The organism is Canibacter zhuwentaonis (assembly GCF_018531145.1).
In the GTDB taxonomy this organism is placed as follows: Bacteria; Actinomycetota; Actinomycetes; order Actinomycetales; family Microbacteriaceae; genus Canibacter; species Canibacter zhuwentaonis.
On the sequence record NZ_JAHDSZ010000004.1, the window covers coordinates 1 to 15,897 of the forward strand.

Genomic DNA, 15,897 nt, shown 5'->3' on the forward strand with positions numbered 1-15,897 from the left:
GCTTACCCTGGCGAATAGCAAACCAGGCAATAACCGAAATGTTCATAAAGGTAAACGCGATTAGCGCACCGAAGTTAATAACCGACGCCACAGTATCTAGGTCAAGGAAAATCGCACCAAGGCTCACCAGACCAACAATCAGCACGTTGGTCAGCGGGGTGTGAGTTTTCGGGCTAACGTGACCAAAGACGCGCTTTGGCAGCACACCCTTGCGACCCATAACCATGAGCATCCGCGACACCGAAGCGTGTGAAGCAAGCCCTGAAGCCATCGTTGCCGCAAAACCAGCCGCAGTGAAGAACCACATAAACACGTCACCACCGGCAATAAAACCGAAGTGTGGCAGCGGATTGCCAGTGTACTCTGCAAACTCGCTCACATCTGGCCAGCGCTGCTGCGCAAAATAGCTGCCGAGCAGAAAAATAGCGCCGCCAATCAAAACTGTGATCAGAATTGCGCGCGGCATCACGCGCTGATCTTTCGCCTCCTGCGCATACACTGTGACCGCGTCAAAACCGATAAAAGAGAAGCATACGAGCGTTGCGCCGTAAATAATGTTGGTCATATCAAAATCAGTTCCCACAAACGGAGCACCGCTTAATAAACTACCTGTGCCACTTCCCTTAGAAATTTGCATCGAAATCAACACTGTGAAAATAACCATAACTGCCAGTGAATAGGCAAGCAGAATCTCGTTAAAATTAGAAGTACCGCGCATCGACAGCGCAACCGATCCCGTAATAATCACAGCGAACACCACCACGAACATCCACCCGGGCACATCCGGGAATACATATTCCATGTACAGACGCAGAATTAGCACGTTCGCCAGCGGAAATAGCAGGTGACCAAGCAGTGCTATCCAACCCACAAGGAAACCCACGTTCGGGTGAATTGCTTCGCGCGTATAGGTGTATGCGGATCCCGCACCCGGAAAAGCACGCACCAATTTACCATAGCTAATAGCCGTAAACGTCATTACAACGAGCGCCATAAGATATGCGGTTGGCACCGCGCCGTTAGTACGCTCAGAAACCAGGCCGAATGTGTTATAAACAACCATTGGGGTCATATATCCTAGACCCAGGAAAACAATCGCCCGAAGGTCGAGGCTGCGCTTCAGCTGCCCCTGTTGTGCTTGCTGTGACATCGTCACTCCTATTCTTGTAAACGCCTTTACCCTTTACTGAAAAGAGCAATTACCATTTTTCACCACAGCTAATAGTAGTACCAGATTCACGGACATTTCTTATCGTTTTTAAGAAAACTCTAAGTATAGTTTTTAATTTTTCAATCTACTATGAAGTTGGACGCGCTAGAGTTTATGCATTATGACAAAATTATTATCTTTAGCGGATGCTAACAGCCGCGGTTACACTCGCGGCACGGTCAAACAGCACCGGCAACGCTAAACCCAATCACGTACAATTGAGTTTAATAAGCGGATCACCCAGGCAGACTCCGTTTCCTAGTCGTATCACAGTAAATTGAGGGCGGTACGGAGTCGATGCGCAACAGCGGCTGGCGGATTCGCTCAAAACACCGTCTAACTACCACGCAGTGCCGGATACGCCGGTTAATGCTAACTTTCGGAGGATACAATGCGAATTGCAGCGCTGATTATCGGAACAGCTTGTGCTGCGAGCATCGCGTTCGGCAGGCACACCTTCGGTTTTGCGGGAGCAACAGCGCCCTTGTATTTTGCGATCGCCGCAGTGTATTTAGCGCTCACAATTATGCTCGTGTTGCGCCTGCACAAAAACGCTCGCGCGCAAATTAGGGCAAGGGGTCGCGCGCTAACAATCTGGCTGCTGATTTCGTGGGGGTGCGCGCTCGCTTTCGCCGTAACTGCGCCCGATGCCCAAGCGGATCAGACCCTCGCCACAATCACTGCCCCGCCCGGAGCGAGTGCTTTTGCGCTGGATATGTCAATCGCGTTCAGTAATCCCGCTGCAATTATCTCTTTTTCCGCAATAATCGGCGCGAATATTGTGGCGTATCTAAAAGGTCGCCAGGCGCAAAAACCGGGTAGCAATCTTTAAGTGGCGGAGGATAGGGGATTTGAACCCCTGAGGGCGTTAACCCAACACGCGTTCCAGGCGTGCGCCATAGGCCGCTAGGCGAATCCTCCAGGTGGCGCAAAAAAGCGCCTCTCCTATTTTAGCCTAGTTTAGCGCCGGACGCGATGTGACAGACACCACAGGGGCAACGTAGCAGGCGCGCAGATGCGATAAGAGCGCGTGCTGTAGGTGGTGCATCACAGCTCAGCGGCGATAACCAGCGCCACGGCTTAGATGTGACAACCAGCGCAAATTATAGACCCCACGGCGGCGGGGTAATCCACTACACAAAAAGGGAGCGGGGGCTTGCACACCGTGCTCACCCCGCTCCCTAACAGCGCTTAACTAGGCTTCGTCAGCAACCTTATTAAAACCGGTCACAGGCTCCGACTCATCAAAACCCTTAGGCTGTTTGTTGAAACCACCGGTGATAAACGCCAAGTAAATCACACCAACTCCCAGCCAGATAAAACCAACCGTGAGCGAGATTTCATCAAGATTAACCCACAGCATAACCGTGAGCAGCGTTGCGATAACAGGCATCACGATGTAGTTGAAAATATCCTTGCCGTTTTTATGCTTACCCTGGCGAATAGCAAACCAGGCAATAACCGAAATGTTCATAAAGGTAAACGCGATTAGCGCACCGAAGTTAATAACCGACGCCACAGTATCTAGGTCAAGGAAAATCGCACCAAGGCTCACCAGACCAACAATCAGCACGTTGGTCAGCGGGGTGTGAGTTTTCGGGCTAACGTGACCAAAGACGCGCTTTGGCAGCACACCCTTGCGACCCATAACCATGAGCATCCGCGACACCGAAGCGTGTGAAGCAAGCCCTGAAGCCATCGTTGCCGCAAAACCAGCCGCAGTGAAGAACCACATAAACACGTCACCACCGGCAATAAAACCGAAGTGTGGCAGCGGATTGCCAGTGTACTCTGCAAACTCGCTCACATCTGGCCAGCGCTGCTGCGCAAAATAGCTGCCGAGCAGAAAAATAGCGCCGCCAATCAAAACTGTGATCAGAATTGCGCGCGGCATCACGCGCTGATCTTTCGCCTCCTGCGCGTACATTGTGATCGCGTCAAAACCGATAAAAGAGAAGCATACGAGCGTTGCGCCGTAAATAATGTTGGTCATATCAAAATCAGTTCCCACAAACGGAGCACCGCTCAGCAGGGTGCCCGTGCCGCGTCCTTCAGAAACCTGCATTGAGATCAGCACCGTGAAAACAATCATTACTGCCAGTGAGTAAATAAGCAAAATGCCGTTGAAGTTGGAGGTACCGCGCATCGACAGCGCAACCGATCCGGTAACAATCACGGTGAATACTACCGCGAACATCCACCCGGGCACGTCAGGGAATGCGTATTCCATGTACAGACGTAGAATTAGAATGTTCACCAGCGGCAACAGCAGATAGTCGAGCAACGCGATCCAACCAACTATGAACCCCAGGTTTGGGTGAATTGCTTCTCGCGTATAAGTGTATGCAGATCCCGCGCTCGGGAAGGCACGCACCATTTTGCCATAGCTAATAGCGGTGAACGCCATTACAACGAGCGCCACCAAATATGCGGTCGGCACCGCGCCGTTAGTACGCTCAGAAACCAACCCAAACGTGTCGTAAACAACCGTTGGGGTCATATAACCAAGACCCAAACCAACAATAGCCCAGAGACCGAGATTACGCTTCAGCGACCCCTGCCGTACCTGCTTTGACATCAGCACTCCTAATCTCTTGTAGACGCCTTTACCCTTTAGTGAGAAGACAACTATTAGTTTTGCCCCACAGTCACTATGATACCGCCTACGCAAACGTCTCTTAACCAATTTTAAGAAAACTAAATATAGTTTACTTAATTTTTCCAAAATATATAAAGTTTGGCAGGGTATGATTAGTATGTTATGGTAAAATTCTCATCACTAGCGGATGCTAACAAGCACGGTTACACAATCACGCACGAGCCTGCGCAAAGTCGCTTTGCACTCTATGATCAGGCGGAAAACCTGCTCGGCGAGGCACACTACACGCTCCTTGGCGAAACTGAGATTGACTTCGATCACACTGTTATTTCCCCAAACCTACGTGGCACCGGGCTGAGCGCAATTCTAGCCGAGGTCGCAATCACCAGCGATCTTGCTAAAACTCACAAAATCGCGGCCAGCTGCTGGTTTATCGCAAAATATCTAAACCGCGCTACACAGCAAAATGCTGTCGCTGCGCCAAATCACGATACAGCGGAACGTTCTTAATCAGCTCGTGATGAGTTCCCGAGCCAATAACTCGCCCGCCATCTATTACGATAATTAAATCCGAATCCACAACCGTAGCAAGCCGGTGCGCAACAACCAGCACCGTGCGATCGTTTGCGACCGCATCTATCGCTTCACGCATTTTCGCCTCATTAACACCGTCAAGGCTAGCGGTTGATTCGTCAAGCAGCAGCACAGGTGTCTGCGCCAACAGTGCGCGGGCAATTGCCAAGCGCTGCTTTTCACCGCCAGAAAGCATAATTCCATGCTCACCAACCTCCGCGTTAAGCGCCTCAGCTATGCTCTCAGAACGATCAAGCAACTTACCCAAATTCACCTCACTCAAAACGCGCTCGCATTCTGCATCCGATGCCTTAGGATTCGCCAGCAGTAGATTCTCGCGCAGCGAGCCCGCCAAAACCGGCGCGTCCTGCTCAACATAGCCGAGCTGTGCACGCAAGTGCTCGCGCTGCAGGGCGCGGATGTCATAACCGGCAAAGCGGATTGTACCCGCATCGGGATCACTAAAGCGCTCGATCAGGTTTAGCACAGTTGATTTTCCCGAGCCAGACGGGCCGACAATAGCCACGCGCTGGCCTTTTTTAACGGTGAAGGAAACCCCGTGTAAAACGGCTGTTTCAACGATTTTAGGGGGAACATAGACGTTTTTGGCCTTCCGGTCAACGATTTTACGCGCATCCACCCGATCGGGGGCAGCAGAGCGGTATGTGAAGTACACATCGTCGAACTCGATCAGCGTCTCACCCGACCGCATCTGGTTCACAGCCTCCCACACATCGAGCTGCAGCACCTGCTGTGGCACTGGAGACCGCGCAACCAGCGGCGCGGGAGCAGGTGTCACGTCAGGCAATGCGTCCGTTGCAACCGGCTCAACTGGCTGCGGCACAAACTCGGTCGCCACCTGTGACCGCGCGCTGTAAATATCGGTGCTCGCGTTAATCGCGTCAAGTTCTGGCTCGGTTTGCAGTCTAATAATCTCCTGGATTCTGCCGAGCGCACCCAGCGCCTGGCTCACCGCAGCAACCGCACCAAAAATCTGCCCGAGCGGCACTATTAAAAAAAACACGAAAATAATAAAGCTCACAAGCTGCGCAATCGTAATATGCCCAGCGGCAACGCGATAACCTCCTAGTCCCAGCACCACAAGAAAAGAAAGCTGCAGTGCAATAAACGACACCGGCACAACAAGCGCCGAGAGTTTTGCAACCCGCAGCCCCAAAAAGTAAGCCTTTTCCGCCTGCCCGTAAAGCACTTCCGCCTCACGCTCGCCAGCTCCGGCGGCGCGAATCGTGCGGATTCCACTCACGGTGCGATCCACGCTCGCAGCAAGGTCACCAACCTGCTGCTGCGTTTGCGCCACCAGCGGGCGCATTTTAAGCGAAATCATAACAACCACGAGCGAGCCAAAAACAACCACGGCAATTGTGCTCGCAAACAGCGCCGGATCAATCACAGCCATCGCAATTAGCGCGCCAACCAGCAGCAACGAGCCGCCCAGGGCCTCCACAAGCCCCTGAGTTAGCACCGCGCGCAACAGGGTTGTATCACTACCGATCCGCGACACAAGATCGCCGTTGCGCCGCCTGTCAAACTCCGGAATCGGTAAAAACACGAGCTTGCGGATCAGCGAGCGGCGCGAATACAGCACCACCGCCTCACCCATCCGCTGCAGCAAATAGTGCTGAAACCCACTTAACAGTGCGCTGCCAACAACACACAGCAAAAGCGCCACAATCAGCAGCCCCAGCGCCTGCTCGTGCTGCACGCGCCTAATAACCTCGCCCATAATAAGCGGCTGCAAAAGCGACACAACTGCGCCAATAACGCCCAGCGCAATCGCCAGCACAAGCACCTTGCGCTGCACAAACAAATACGGCAGCAGCTCCCGTAAACTAGCCTTTAACAGGTCGGGGCGAGCGGATTTTCTGGCCATTATCAGCGCGCAAACTGTGCAATGTTTTTTAACGTGCCGACCAGGTGCAGCGCGGCTGCCGCCGCCTCACGCCCTTTAGCTTCGGCGGATCCTGACGCACCCGAGCGCGCCACCGCCTGCTCCACGTTGTCAACCGTGAGCACGCCAAAACCAACCGGTTTGCCAAAATCAAGCTGTACACGGGTCAGTCCGCCTGTCACCGCGTCGCACACGTAGTCAAAGTGCGGCGTGCCACCGCGCACAATCACGCCGAGACACACAATCGCGTCAAATCCTGCCTGCGCGGCTGCCTGCGCGGCGAGCGGCAGCTCAAACGAGCCTGCCACATGAAACAGCTCAGCTGTTGCCCCGGCTTCAGTAATCGTTGCGAGCGCATCCGCCACCATCGAATCGATAATGTGCGTATACCAGCTTCCCGCTATCACCGCGACATTCAAACCTGGCGCATGAACTTTCAACTCTGCCGCACCGGCACCTGACATAGTAGGACTCCCTAAACCGTTTTGTTTTACACCATAAATCTAGTGCCATTATTTTTATAAAGCCTGAGTTAATTAGACAGCCGGTGGCGCATTTTTTCACCCTTAACACGCAGGTAATCTAGGCTCTCTGGCGGGGCTTCAACGATTATCGGCAAACTCTGGGCAACTTTAATGCCGTGTTTTGTGAGCTGGTCTTCTTTATCTGGATTGTTTGTCATCAACCGCACCTCAAAAACTCCCAGGTTTGCGAGTATCGCAGCCGCCGTTTCGTAGTCGCGCCCGTCCACAGGAAGCCCCAGCTCCTCGTTTGCCTGCACGGTGTCAAAACCCCGCTCTTGCAGGCTGTACGCGCGCAGTTTGTTGCTCAGCCCGATACCGCGCCCCTCGTGCCCTCGCAGATAGAGCACGATACCGCCCTCGCTAGCAATTGTTTGCAACGCCGCGTCCAGCTGCCCCGCACACTCGCACTTTAGCGAGCCAAAAGCCTCGCCCGTCAAGCACTCCGAGTGCAGCCGCACCGCAGGCACAGCGCCAGATACAACCTCGTTAATAATGGCAACGCTGTCAATGCCGGTGCGCAAATCACGGAACGATTTCATACGCAGTTTGCCGTATTTTGTTGGCACTAGCGTATCCGCCTGCAGCGCAACCTTGCTGCGCAGGCGCACAAAATCAATATCGCTCACAGCCGCGACGACAGCCGGCTCGTTATCGCATAGGTAGGCGACCAAATCTTCAATAGTGATCACCGGCACGCCCTCTGCCGCGCCAAACTCCAGCAACTGCGGCAGGCGCATCATTTCGCCGTCCGCGCCCACAATCTCGGCAATCACACCAACCTCAGCAAGCCCCGCTAATCGCATTAGCTCAACCGCCGCTTCCGTATGCCCGGCACGCGCACGCACCCCACCGGCGACCGCGCGCAGAGGCAGAATATGCCCCGGCCTGCGCAAATCATCCGCTGTTGCCTGCTCATTAGCAAGCACATGCAAAGTTGTCATCCTGTCGTGAGCGCTAATGCCTGTTGTAACACCTCGGGCGGCGTCAACCGTGACCGTGTACGCGGTTTGCCTGGTGTCTTGATTGTGCTGCACCATCATCGGCAGATCCAAGCGATCGGCGATTTCAGCGCTCATCGCCGCGCACAGCAACCCCGAACTGTGCTTTACCATCCAGGCAATTAAATCGCGGCTGGCCAACTGCGCAGAAATTATAATATCGCCCTCGTTTTCACGGTCGGCGCTGTCAGCAACAATCACCGGATGCCCCGCAGCAATTTCGGCGATTGCCCGCTCAATTTTAGCAAGTGCCACTTATAATTCTCCCGTTTCTACTGAGTTTTCACGCGCTTTAAACCCCGCGAGCCGGGCCAAATGCCGCGCAAAAATATCTGTTTCAATGTTCACACGATCACCGCAGCGCAACTGTCCCAGGGTGGTCGCGGTCAGGGTCTCTGGAATCAGTGCAACCTCAAACCACTGCTCTACCAATTCTGCTGCGCCGCCATTTTTTGGCGGATCAGCAACCGCCGCAACGGTGAGCGAAACACCATCAACGCACACCGAGCCCTTATCAACCAGCAGCATACTAATTTCGGGCGCAACCGCGAAGCGGATAACCTGCCATTGATCTCCGAAGCGCACCTTACGCACCCGCGCTATGCCGTCAACGTGACCCTGCACAATATGCCCACCCAACCGCGTGTCAAGCTGCATTGCGCGCTCCAAATTCACACTGTCACCGACGGTTAACCCGCCAAGCACCGACACGTCAAGGGTCTGTTGCATAACATCAGCACTAAAACACTCGCTATCGTAGTCAGCGACCGTGAGGCACACTCCAGAAGTTGATATTGAGTCACCACGCTTCACCTCCGCCACAATCTCCGGCGCTTGCACGGTTATCCGCGCGCCGTCACCTGCGGGCACAATCTCAACAACCCGCCCTATTTTTTCAACTAATCCTGTAAACATAATTCCCCCGCTAGTGAATAACTCTAGAGCACGAACCCTCTAATAAGTTCATCACCGTCGAGCAGTGTACGCTCAACTCGCTGCAGCCGCAGCATTTCAATGATACTGGCAACCCCGATGTCTGTGAGCGCCGTGCCAGCGCCGCCGAGCAGGGTGGGGCTCTGGTATATCAGCACCTCCGAAACCAGATTTTCCCGAAAAAACGCGCTTATCAGAGCCGGTCCGCCCTCGAGCAGCACTGAGTTAATGCCGTGCCGCTGCATATCTTGCAGGTGTGCGCGCAAATCTGCACCGCTATACTGCAGCGGATCTGCCGCTCCCGCGATGGTTTTAAGCGCCGGATGCTCTCGCACCCGAGCAGTTGCGGGGATTTTGGTCGCGCTGAAAACAACCGGCAACGGCTGCTGCCGCGCCGACACCAGCAGTTCACCGGCGCTGTTTCTTGCCGTTAGCGCCGGATTATCTGCGCGCAGCGTGCCACCACCAACGGCGATCGCGTCAAAGCGCGCGCGCTGCTGGTGCACGTTAGCGCGCGCGGCAGCACCCGTTATCCACTTGCTGCTGCCATCCGCCGCGAAAACCCGCCCGTCAAGACTCTGCGCCCACTTCGCCGTGACCTTCGGCAGTGTAATATTTTTGGCGAGCCACTGCTGCCAGTTGGCCAGCAGCGAGTCTGTTTGCACGCTTAAAACACCGCCCTGCGTTTTAATTCCGGCGCGTTGCAGGGTTGCTGCCCCGCCACCTGAGCGCCGCCCGGGGTCAGTGCTGCCGTAAACAACCCGCGCCACACCGGCGGCTATCACCGCATCCGTGCACGGGGGCGTTTCACCGTGATGGTTGCACGGCTCCATCGTCACAACCAGGGTCGCGCCGGGCGCTTTGTAATCAAGCAGCTCGAGCGCCTTAATTTCCGCGTGAGCCGTTCCCGCCCCGGCGTGATATCCGGTCGCCAGAGTGTTGCCCTGCGCGTCTAAAATAACGCACCCCACCTGCGGGTTTAGCCCTGCGCTTGGACCCTTAGCGGCCGCAGCGAGAGCATCCCGCATCGCAGTCTCTAACACGCAGTCTGGCAATACTATCTCGCTTGTTTAAGCAAGTCCCATTGCTTTGTACACCCGGGTTACAGTCGCCGCAGCAACCTCGTTAGCTCGCTCTGCAGCACACTCGAGCAGCTTGTCAAGCTCTGCCGGATCCGCCAGCAATTCGGTTGTACGCTCTCGTGCCGGCGCAAACTCTGCTTCAACCACTTCTGCAACGTCTTTTTTGAAATCGCCATAGCCGCGCCCCGCGTACTCGTTCTCGAGCGCATCGATGCTCTTACCGCTGAGCGCCGCATGAATTGTGAGTAAATTAGAAATACCCGGTTTTTCTTGCGGATCGTATCGCACCTCACCATCGGCGTCTGTTATCGCGCGCATAATTTTCTTACGATTCTTTGCCGGATCGTCGAGCATATTAATAAGCCCGGCGTCACTCGCGGCAGATTTTGACATCTTAGAAGTCGGATTCTGCAGGTCGTATATTTTCGCTGACGCCTCCTGAATCTGCGCTTCTGGCACCACGAAAGTCTGCCCAAAACGACTATTAAAACGGACTGCGAGGGTGCGGGTCAGCTCCACGTGCTGCCGCTGATCCTCACCAACAGGCACAAAATTGGTGTTGTACAGCAGAATATCGCTCGCCATCAAAATTGGGTACGTGAAAAGCCCCACGGTTGTTGCGTCGCTGCCGTAACGCTGCGATTTGTCTTTGAACTGCGTCATTCTGCCAGCCTCGCCAAACCCGGTCAGCGTGTTTAACGCCCACGCGAGTTCTGCGTGCCCGGGCACGTCTGATTGCACGTACAGCGTTGCTAGCTGCGGATCAATCCCCCCGGCAATGTACTGCGCCGCAGTGCGCCGGGTACGCGCACGCAACTCTTTGGGATCCTGCGATACGGTAATTGCGTGTAGATTAACAACGCAAAAAAAGCAGTCGTTTGTTTGCTGTTTTTTAACCCACTGTTGCAAAGCGCCAATATAGTTACCCAAGTGCAGAGAGTCTGCGCTAGGCTGCATTCCAGAAAAAATTACGGGTTTTATGCTCATTATTTAAGTCCTGCTTTAGAAATTAGATTTTATAGTCTGCTATCACCGGAGCGTGATCTGACCAGCGCGCATCATAGTTTGGATATCGTGCAACTTTATAGTCAACAACCACCGCCGCCAAAGCGGGAGTTACCACGTGATAGTCAATTCTCCAGCCGGTGTCGTTATCAAATGCCTGCCCGCGATTTGACCACCAGGTATAGGGGCCGTCTACTTCGCCAGCGTATTTACGCCCCACATCGGTGTATCCAAGCCCCGTTTTCACAGTTCCGTCTACGCACGTTATGTCTTCGCCTTTTGCACCAAAAAATGCGTCAAAATAGCTTCGCTCGGCAGGCAAAAAGCCACTTTTTTTGCAATTTCCGCGCCAGTTTTTAATATCAAGTTCGCGGTGCCCCACGTTTAAATCACCAACTATCGCAACGTAATCTGTAACACTGTAAAGCTCATTCAAGCGTGCAGTCATCGCCTCGAACATCGCCCATTTTTGCTCCTGCCTTGGTGTATCCACCTCACCAGAGTGCATATAAACGCTCACAACCGTTACCGTTTTATCACCTATTTGATAATCCGCCTCAAGCCATCTACCACCCGCTGCCGCCGCTTCACCACCAATTCCACGTCTTACAAGCAGAGGTTTTGTTTTGCTTAACAACGCCACTCCGGCACGACCTTTTTCCTCAGCTTCATCGTGTTCAATATGCCAGCACGAATTAACTAATTCAATAAGCTGCTCCGTTGTAGCACGCACTTCTTGTAGCGCAACCACATCGGCTGCGCATTCACTAAGCCAATCTGCCATGCCTTTGCGGTAGGCGGCACGCACACCGTTAACATTAACCGAAGCTAAACGAAACTGCTCTGACATACGGTTAATTCTACCCGTGTCTTGCTTGAAAAAAGAACAAGAACCGCTTATGTTTCACGTGAAACATAAGCAATGATTTCTAAGTTGTTATCTGCGCTCTGGTATTAATTCACCCACACAAAAAGTCCACCAACCACAAACCCCTGAAAACACCTAATCAAACAGCGTTTGCAATGGTTCAATATCTGTCACACACCGCGCATCTGCTAAGACTACCCACCCAGCCACTTGAGGGAGATAAATAGCTCCCTCAACGTTTCCGCAGCAGAACAGCAGCGACCGCGCAGCCGACACCCAGCAGCACCAAGGACACAGTATTCGCGAAACCGGTTATATCACTAACCACGTGCCGAGACCACAGCAGCCCAAAGACTCCTCCCGCGAGCAAAAACAACACCGCAACACCCAACAAAATTTTTGAAATTTTTGACATGGCTTCCCTATTCCTACTTCCCAATCTCAATCAATCCTTGCCGCGACAGCCACCGCAAAACAAGTATAAAGCACGCCACAGTCGCAAGCACCGCAGAACCTGTAACGGACACAAGCACAATGAGTGATACACCCTGGGGCGAGTTAGCAAAACTGTTGACGCTCAACATAGAAAGACAGAATGCAACGAGCAGAGCTGTAGCGTCATTACTCCAGAAGACACCTGCCAGCAACGACAACAGATACAGCGCCGAAGCCAGTAGCCCGGTAAGCCCCGCAGCCACCACAATCATCACCACAAACTCGCTTTCTGCCTGCAGCACTGTGAGAATCACCGCAGAGCCGCCCATTAACACGAGCAGGTTGGTCAACACGGAAGGCCAAGCTACGCTCATAACATCACGCGCGACGTAGTACCCAGCAGTGCGCGGATACGACAGATACATTGACCGATAACGCTTGTGATACAGGGTGAGTATGCCTTTGCGCTGCCAGAAAGTATCGGTAACCGTGAACACCCAGGCGCAAATGGCAAACGAAATAAACCAGGCTAACGGAGCAGTGACAATATTGCTCTCTGCTGCAAGCGAAAGCACCACACCAAAAAAGACAATCGCGAAGGCGAACACCCCAAGGCGCAGGGCAACCATAATTATCAGATGCTTGCGTGTCAGCCGCATCGGATAGGTGATATTCATGTGCGCTCCCTCACTGAAGTGTTGTCAATCATAAAAGTTGTATGCCTCACGCCCGCAAACATGGTTGGGTCATGCGTAACGATCAGGCTAATCCGACCTTCTGCCGCGTGGCTGTCAAGTATTTTAACAAGCAGTGTTTTGCTCTCAGCGTCTAGGGAATTTTCTGGCTCGTCAAGCAGCAACAGGCTTGGGGAATTAATCCATGCGCGCGCCAGCGCCAAACGCATCCGTTGTCCTGCAGACAGGCTTTCTGTCGCAGTATCAATCTGCTGTGTAAGATCAAAACGCTCAAGCGTTTCTGCTACTGAAACGCGCTGAGAAAAATGCGCCGCGTGATATTCTAGAGTTTTACGACAGGTCATACCTGGATAAAACACCGGATCACCAATCAACGCACCCATATCCTCACGCGGATATCTCAATGGTGACTCTTTGCTAGGTGCCGCAGGCGATACCGCAAACGTGACGCGACCTGCGCTTGGTCGCAACATACCCGCAACAACTTTCAAAAGAGTCGTTTTGCCAGACCCGTTCGCCCCGGTAAGCAACACAGTATCACCAGCAGACAAAGAGAGAGAAATATTCTTTAAAATCTGTTTGCCATTTACCGCACAAGACAAAGAGTCAACTTCAACACGTCCGATCATTCTCTCTTCCTCAGTCTACTAATAGCTAACACAAAAGGCGCAACAAACCAGAAAAATAGAACGGAAAAGTCTCGCCATAATTCTGTATAGGTAACGTTTAATAATCCCTGAGACCATTCCAGAACTCGTAAACCAGGATAAAACGGTAGTAGCCAGTGAATTAAAACTAACCAATCAGGAAGCCTGTCGGCCGGATACAAAAGCGGCGTAAATAAAAATGCGATCAGGGCCAACGCTTGACTAAGGAGCTGAACAAGCCCAAGTTTAAAATAGAGAGCCAACACGATACCAAGACCTACATAAATACAAACCAAAAGCATCGCGAATAGAAATGACTCTAAGCGAATTGGTGGAAGATTACGAAACTTTAACATAGCCACGAAAAAGCTAATGACAAATCCAAGCGATGACATAATTAACCAAACAAAAAGCTCAGATAAAAAGATCGTAGATCGACGAACAGGCAATGTTTTTACATAATCTACGTATCCGCTCAAATTGCTTTCGGAAATAATTTGGGGGCAAATAGAAAGACCGATTATTATTGAGCTCAGTAACCAGACAGAACACAAAGTCTTACCACTGGTAATTGGTGATGAATCTTGAGAATGACCAGCAATTAAAGGTAATCCCCAAAAAACTGCAAGACTAAAAAGTATTTGAACACCGGGGAGTACAACCCATAAAGCTTTGTATCGTAGGAAAGTAAACCATAGGATGCCCACGATTTGGTTGGCTGAAGTCATTTTTCCAGCTCCCTTGTATTGAGCGCCTGCAAGCTTTCATAAATGTCGGCAAATCGGGGAGTAAAAGCAGCATTAAAATCGTGGATAGTTCCGGCGGTCATTTGATTCTCTATGGATCCCAAAAAAGAAATGATATCTTTTCGAGGAACGATATAAACAACTTTGTTTCCGACAGCCTCGGAGATATAATTCTTAGAATAATCCGGAATAAACCGAGTGTCGTAGACCACCTCAAAACGAACGTTATCGGTAAGTTTAGAAAGACTCTTTGTTTGACCGGAATAAACCAACTCTCCGTTATTAAGAACCAGAACATGGGAGGAATTAGCATCAATTTCATCCAAGTTGTGAGAGGTGACTATAAAAGTTCTCCCTTTATCGGTTTGAGTTCGCAAGAAATCCCACATTAAGGAACGTCGCTCAGGGTCAACATCATTAGTTGGCTCATCCAAGAGGGTGTAAGAAGCCCCTTGGATAAGAGCCATTCCCAGTGACACAAGACGAAGTACGCCCCCGCTAAGGCTCTCTGAAGGAGATTTTGCCCAAGCGTCAAGTTTAAGAGCCTCGAAATATTCTGCAATGTTGCTTCGTGCTTGATTTCGAGATATTCCCCGAATCATAGCAGCGCTCATTAGAGCTTCCTGGGGCGTGACTCCACGCAAATAAGCATAGCTTTGAGTCATAAACGCGAAAGTTTCACGACATTTATTTGGGTGGCGCAAAATATTTTGTCCAGAATCTATACGAACTTCACCGTAACTGGGTTTGATATTTCCTGAGAGGATTCCCATCAAAGTCGATTTGCCAGCCCCATTATGTCCAGTCAAACCGATAATGTTACCGTCCTCACTCGACCAGCTGACTGAACGTAAGGCATATTTTCTTGATAGCCTGTAACGCTTACTAACCTCAAGTATCTCTAGAGCCATCTGAAACCTCCTTGGGGTAAATCAACCAGGAGCGGAAACACCCAGCAAGCAAGGTAAATGGTATCACAAAAAATAGCAAGACCAGATCTAACACGCCAATCTAACCTATGCAGAAACCCCTCGGGCTTGTCTAACAAAAAATTAATTGTTAGTGCAACATCTCGTTTTGCAAAAATATTGAATTGCCATAGTATTCGAAAGACTAAAACTGACCAAACAAACAAGGCAAATTGGATGCCTGTAGTTAAAAAGAATAAAACAGCGACGCCCGCCAAGGCAAAGTCCAGAGCTATCCCCAAAAGCAATGCGTCTATAGCACAGAGTTTAGGCCACGACCAAATATGATTAAGCTTTGTTCGCATTACAAAAGTTATAAGGTTACTAGACAGATGTATTGATCTTCCAAAAATCATGTGCATCAGTTCATGCGCCACTGTGCTCACAATAGCCACCAATACAAGTAATAAGAAACTAATCAGTAGACTGTGGTCAAGCGAAGCCCATATCCTCGCTGAAGGCAATATGCTATGTGATAAAATAAATACCAATGTTAGGCAAAGACCTGCCGTACCGAGCAAACGAACAAGTAGGCGTGATATTTCCCAGAATATGCCTTCGGGTTGTCTAATGTCCTGGCTTTCATTCGCATCACTGTGAGAATGTTTCCAGTTGTTCCAATCCTCTAGACTATTAAAAATAAGCGGAGTCAACGATGCGTTCGTCACTACCACGCGACCATCTTTGAGAGTACGAAAACGCATC

The 15,897-nt window shown here is 51.6% G+C and carries 17 protein-coding genes and 1 tRNA gene; 2 read left to right on the plus strand and 16 right to left on the minus strand.

Annotated features, from left to right (window positions below):
• Nucleotides 1-1,150, minus strand: a 1,150-nt coding sequence (locus tag KJY78_RS02960; RefSeq protein ID WP_214337127.1) for an APC family permease, incomplete at its 3' end; no start/stop codon positions are given.
• Between the two features lie 451 nt (nt 1,151-1,601).
• Here KJY78_RS02960 and KJY78_RS02965 point away from each other — a divergent pair.
• Nucleotides 1,602-2,042: a hypothetical protein gene (locus tag KJY78_RS02965; protein WP_214337128.1), complete on the plus strand. Its 441-nt coding sequence runs from the start codon at nt 1,602-1,604 to the stop codon at nt 2,040-2,042.
• A gap of 1 nt (nt 2,043) precedes the next feature.
• Here KJY78_RS02965 and KJY78_RS02970 read toward each other — a convergent pair.
• Both KJY78_RS02970 and KJY78_RS02975 read right to left on the minus strand, forming a co-directional pair.
• Nucleotides 2,044-2,131 (minus strand) — tRNA-Ser (locus KJY78_RS02970).
• Between the two features lie 274 nt (nt 2,132-2,405).
• On the minus strand, nt 2,406-3,788 hold the full coding sequence (locus tag KJY78_RS02975; protein ID WP_214337129.1) for an APC family permease: 1,383 nt from the start codon (nt 3,786-3,788) through the stop codon (nt 2,406-2,408).
• A gap of 183 nt (nt 3,789-3,971) precedes the next feature.
• Between KJY78_RS02975 and KJY78_RS02980 the strand changes: the two genes are divergently transcribed.
• Nucleotides 3,972-4,319 (plus strand): GNAT family N-acetyltransferase, encoded by a 348-nt coding sequence (locus KJY78_RS02980; RefSeq protein WP_214337130.1) that lies wholly within the window; start codon nt 3,972-3,974, stop codon nt 4,317-4,319.
• Here KJY78_RS02980 and KJY78_RS02985 read toward each other — a convergent pair.
• From KJY78_RS02985 to KJY78_RS03045, 13 genes are all read right to left on the minus strand, one after another.
• Nucleotides 4,264-6,273, minus strand: coding sequence for an ABC transporter ATP-binding protein (locus KJY78_RS02985; protein WP_214337131.1), 2,010 nt, complete (start codon nt 6,271-6,273; stop codon nt 4,264-4,266). The genes KJY78_RS02980 and KJY78_RS02985 overlap by 56 nt on opposite strands.
• A gap of 2 nt (nt 6,274-6,275) precedes the next feature.
• Nucleotides 6,276-6,755 carry a 6,7-dimethyl-8-ribityllumazine synthase gene (ribH, locus tag KJY78_RS02990; RefSeq protein ID WP_214337132.1) on the minus strand — a complete coding sequence of 160 codons (480 nt, stop codon included), beginning with the start codon at nt 6,753-6,755 and terminating at the stop codon, nt 6,276-6,278.
• Nucleotides 6,756-6,823: 68 nt separating this feature from the next.
• The gene (gene ribB, locus KJY78_RS06780) at nt 6,824-8,068 is read right to left on the minus strand and encodes a 3,4-dihydroxy-2-butanone-4-phosphate synthase (protein ID WP_214337133.1); all 1,245 of its coding nucleotides are present in this window, start codon (nt 8,066-8,068) and stop codon (nt 6,824-6,826) included.
• Nucleotides 8,069-8,728 (minus strand): riboflavin synthase, encoded by a 660-nt coding sequence (locus tag KJY78_RS03000; protein ID WP_214337134.1) that lies wholly within the window; start codon nt 8,726-8,728, stop codon nt 8,069-8,071. It abuts the gene before it with no gap.
• Between the two features lie 23 nt (nt 8,729-8,751).
• Complete coding sequence (gene ribD / locus KJY78_RS03005; protein WP_214337135.1) at nt 8,752-9,774, minus strand: bifunctional diaminohydroxyphosphoribosylaminopyrimidine deaminase/5-amino-6-(5-phosphoribosylamino)uracil reductase RibD; 1,023 nt, start codon at nt 9,772-9,774, stop codon at nt 8,752-8,754.
• Between the two features lie 42 nt (nt 9,775-9,816).
• Nucleotides 9,817-10,815, minus strand: coding sequence for a tryptophan--tRNA ligase (gene trpS / locus KJY78_RS03010; RefSeq protein ID WP_214337136.1), 999 nt, complete (start codon nt 10,813-10,815; stop codon nt 9,817-9,819).
• A gap of 22 nt (nt 10,816-10,837) precedes the next feature.
• Nucleotides 10,838-11,683 carry an exodeoxyribonuclease III gene (locus KJY78_RS03015; RefSeq protein ID WP_214337137.1) on the minus strand — a complete coding sequence of 282 codons (846 nt, stop codon included), beginning with the start codon at nt 11,681-11,683 and terminating at the stop codon, nt 10,838-10,840.
• 250 nt (nt 11,684-11,933) lie between these two features.
• Nucleotides 11,934-12,116: a hypothetical protein gene (locus KJY78_RS03020; RefSeq protein WP_214337138.1), complete on the minus strand. Its 183-nt coding sequence runs from the start codon at nt 12,114-12,116 to the stop codon at nt 11,934-11,936.
• A 13-nt stretch (nt 12,117-12,129) separates the two neighbouring features.
• Nucleotides 12,130-12,813: a hypothetical protein gene (locus KJY78_RS03025; protein ID WP_214337139.1), complete on the minus strand. Its 684-nt coding sequence runs from the start codon at nt 12,811-12,813 to the stop codon at nt 12,130-12,132.
• The gene (ccmA, locus tag KJY78_RS03030) at nt 12,810-13,460 is read right to left on the minus strand and encodes a heme ABC exporter ATP-binding protein CcmA (RefSeq protein WP_214337140.1); all 651 of its coding nucleotides are present in this window, start codon (nt 13,458-13,460) and stop codon (nt 12,810-12,812) included. The genes KJY78_RS03025 and ccmA overlap by 4 nt, the downstream gene beginning before the upstream one ends.
• Nucleotides 13,457-14,206: an ABC transporter permease gene (locus KJY78_RS03035; protein ID WP_214337141.1), complete on the minus strand. Its 750-nt coding sequence runs from the start codon at nt 14,204-14,206 to the stop codon at nt 13,457-13,459. The genes ccmA and KJY78_RS03035 overlap by 4 nt, the downstream gene beginning before the upstream one ends.
• Entirely contained in the window at nt 14,203-15,135 is a 933-nt protein-coding gene (locus tag KJY78_RS03040) for an ABC transporter ATP-binding protein (protein WP_214337142.1), read from the minus strand. Before KJY78_RS03040 ends, KJY78_RS03035 begins: the two co-directional genes overlap by 4 nt.
• A complete protein-coding gene (locus KJY78_RS03045) occupies nt 15,126-15,866 on the minus strand; it encodes a hypothetical protein (RefSeq protein ID WP_214337143.1) in 741 nt (246 codons plus the stop codon). Before KJY78_RS03045 ends, KJY78_RS03040 begins: the two co-directional genes overlap by 10 nt.
• Nucleotides 15,867-15,897: the final 31 nt, after the last annotated feature.

Coding starts and splice junctions, on each gene's coding strand:
- KJY78_RS02965 (WP_214337128.1), top strand. CDS start 1,602: ATGCGAATTGCAGCGCTGATTATCGGAACAGCTTGTGCTGCGAGCATC.
- KJY78_RS02975 (WP_214337129.1), bottom strand. CDS start 3,788: ATGTCAAAGCAGGTACGGCAGGGGTCGCTGAAGCGTAATCTCGGTCTC.
- KJY78_RS02980 (WP_214337130.1), top strand. CDS start 3,972: ATGGTAAAATTCTCATCACTAGCGGATGCTAACAAGCACGGTTACACA.
- KJY78_RS02985 (WP_214337131.1), bottom strand. CDS start 6,273: ATGGCCAGAAAATCCGCTCGCCCCGACCTGTTAAAGGCTAGTTTACGG.
- ribH (WP_214337132.1), bottom strand. CDS start 6,755: ATGTCAGGTGCCGGTGCGGCAGAGTTGAAAGTTCATGCGCCAGGTTTG.
- KJY78_RS03000 (WP_214337134.1), bottom strand. CDS start 8,728: ATGTTTACAGGATTAGTTGAAAAAATAGGGCGGGTTGTTGAGATTGTG.
- ribD (WP_214337135.1), bottom strand. CDS start 9,774: ATGCGGGATGCTCTCGCTGCGGCCGCTAAGGGTCCAAGCGCAGGGCTA.
- trpS (WP_214337136.1), bottom strand. CDS start 10,815: ATGAGCATAAAACCCGTAATTTTTTCTGGAATGCAGCCTAGCGCAGAC.
- KJY78_RS03015 (WP_214337137.1), bottom strand. CDS start 11,683: ATGTCAGAGCAGTTTCGTTTAGCTTCGGTTAATGTTAACGGTGTGCGT.
- KJY78_RS03020 (WP_214337138.1), bottom strand. CDS start 12,116: ATGTCAAAAATTTCAAAAATTTTGTTGGGTGTTGCGGTGTTGTTTTTG.
- KJY78_RS03025 (WP_214337139.1), bottom strand. CDS start 12,813: ATGAATATCACCTATCCGATGCGGCTGACACGCAAGCATCTGATAATT.
- ccmA (WP_214337140.1), bottom strand. CDS start 13,460: ATGATCGGACGTGTTGAAGTTGACTCTTTGTCTTGTGCGGTAAATGGC.
- KJY78_RS03035 (WP_214337141.1), bottom strand. CDS start 14,206: ATGACTTCAGCCAACCAAATCGTGGGCATCCTATGGTTTACTTTCCTA.
- KJY78_RS03040 (WP_214337142.1), bottom strand. CDS start 15,135: ATGGCTCTAGAGATACTTGAGGTTAGTAAGCGTTACAGGCTATCAAGA.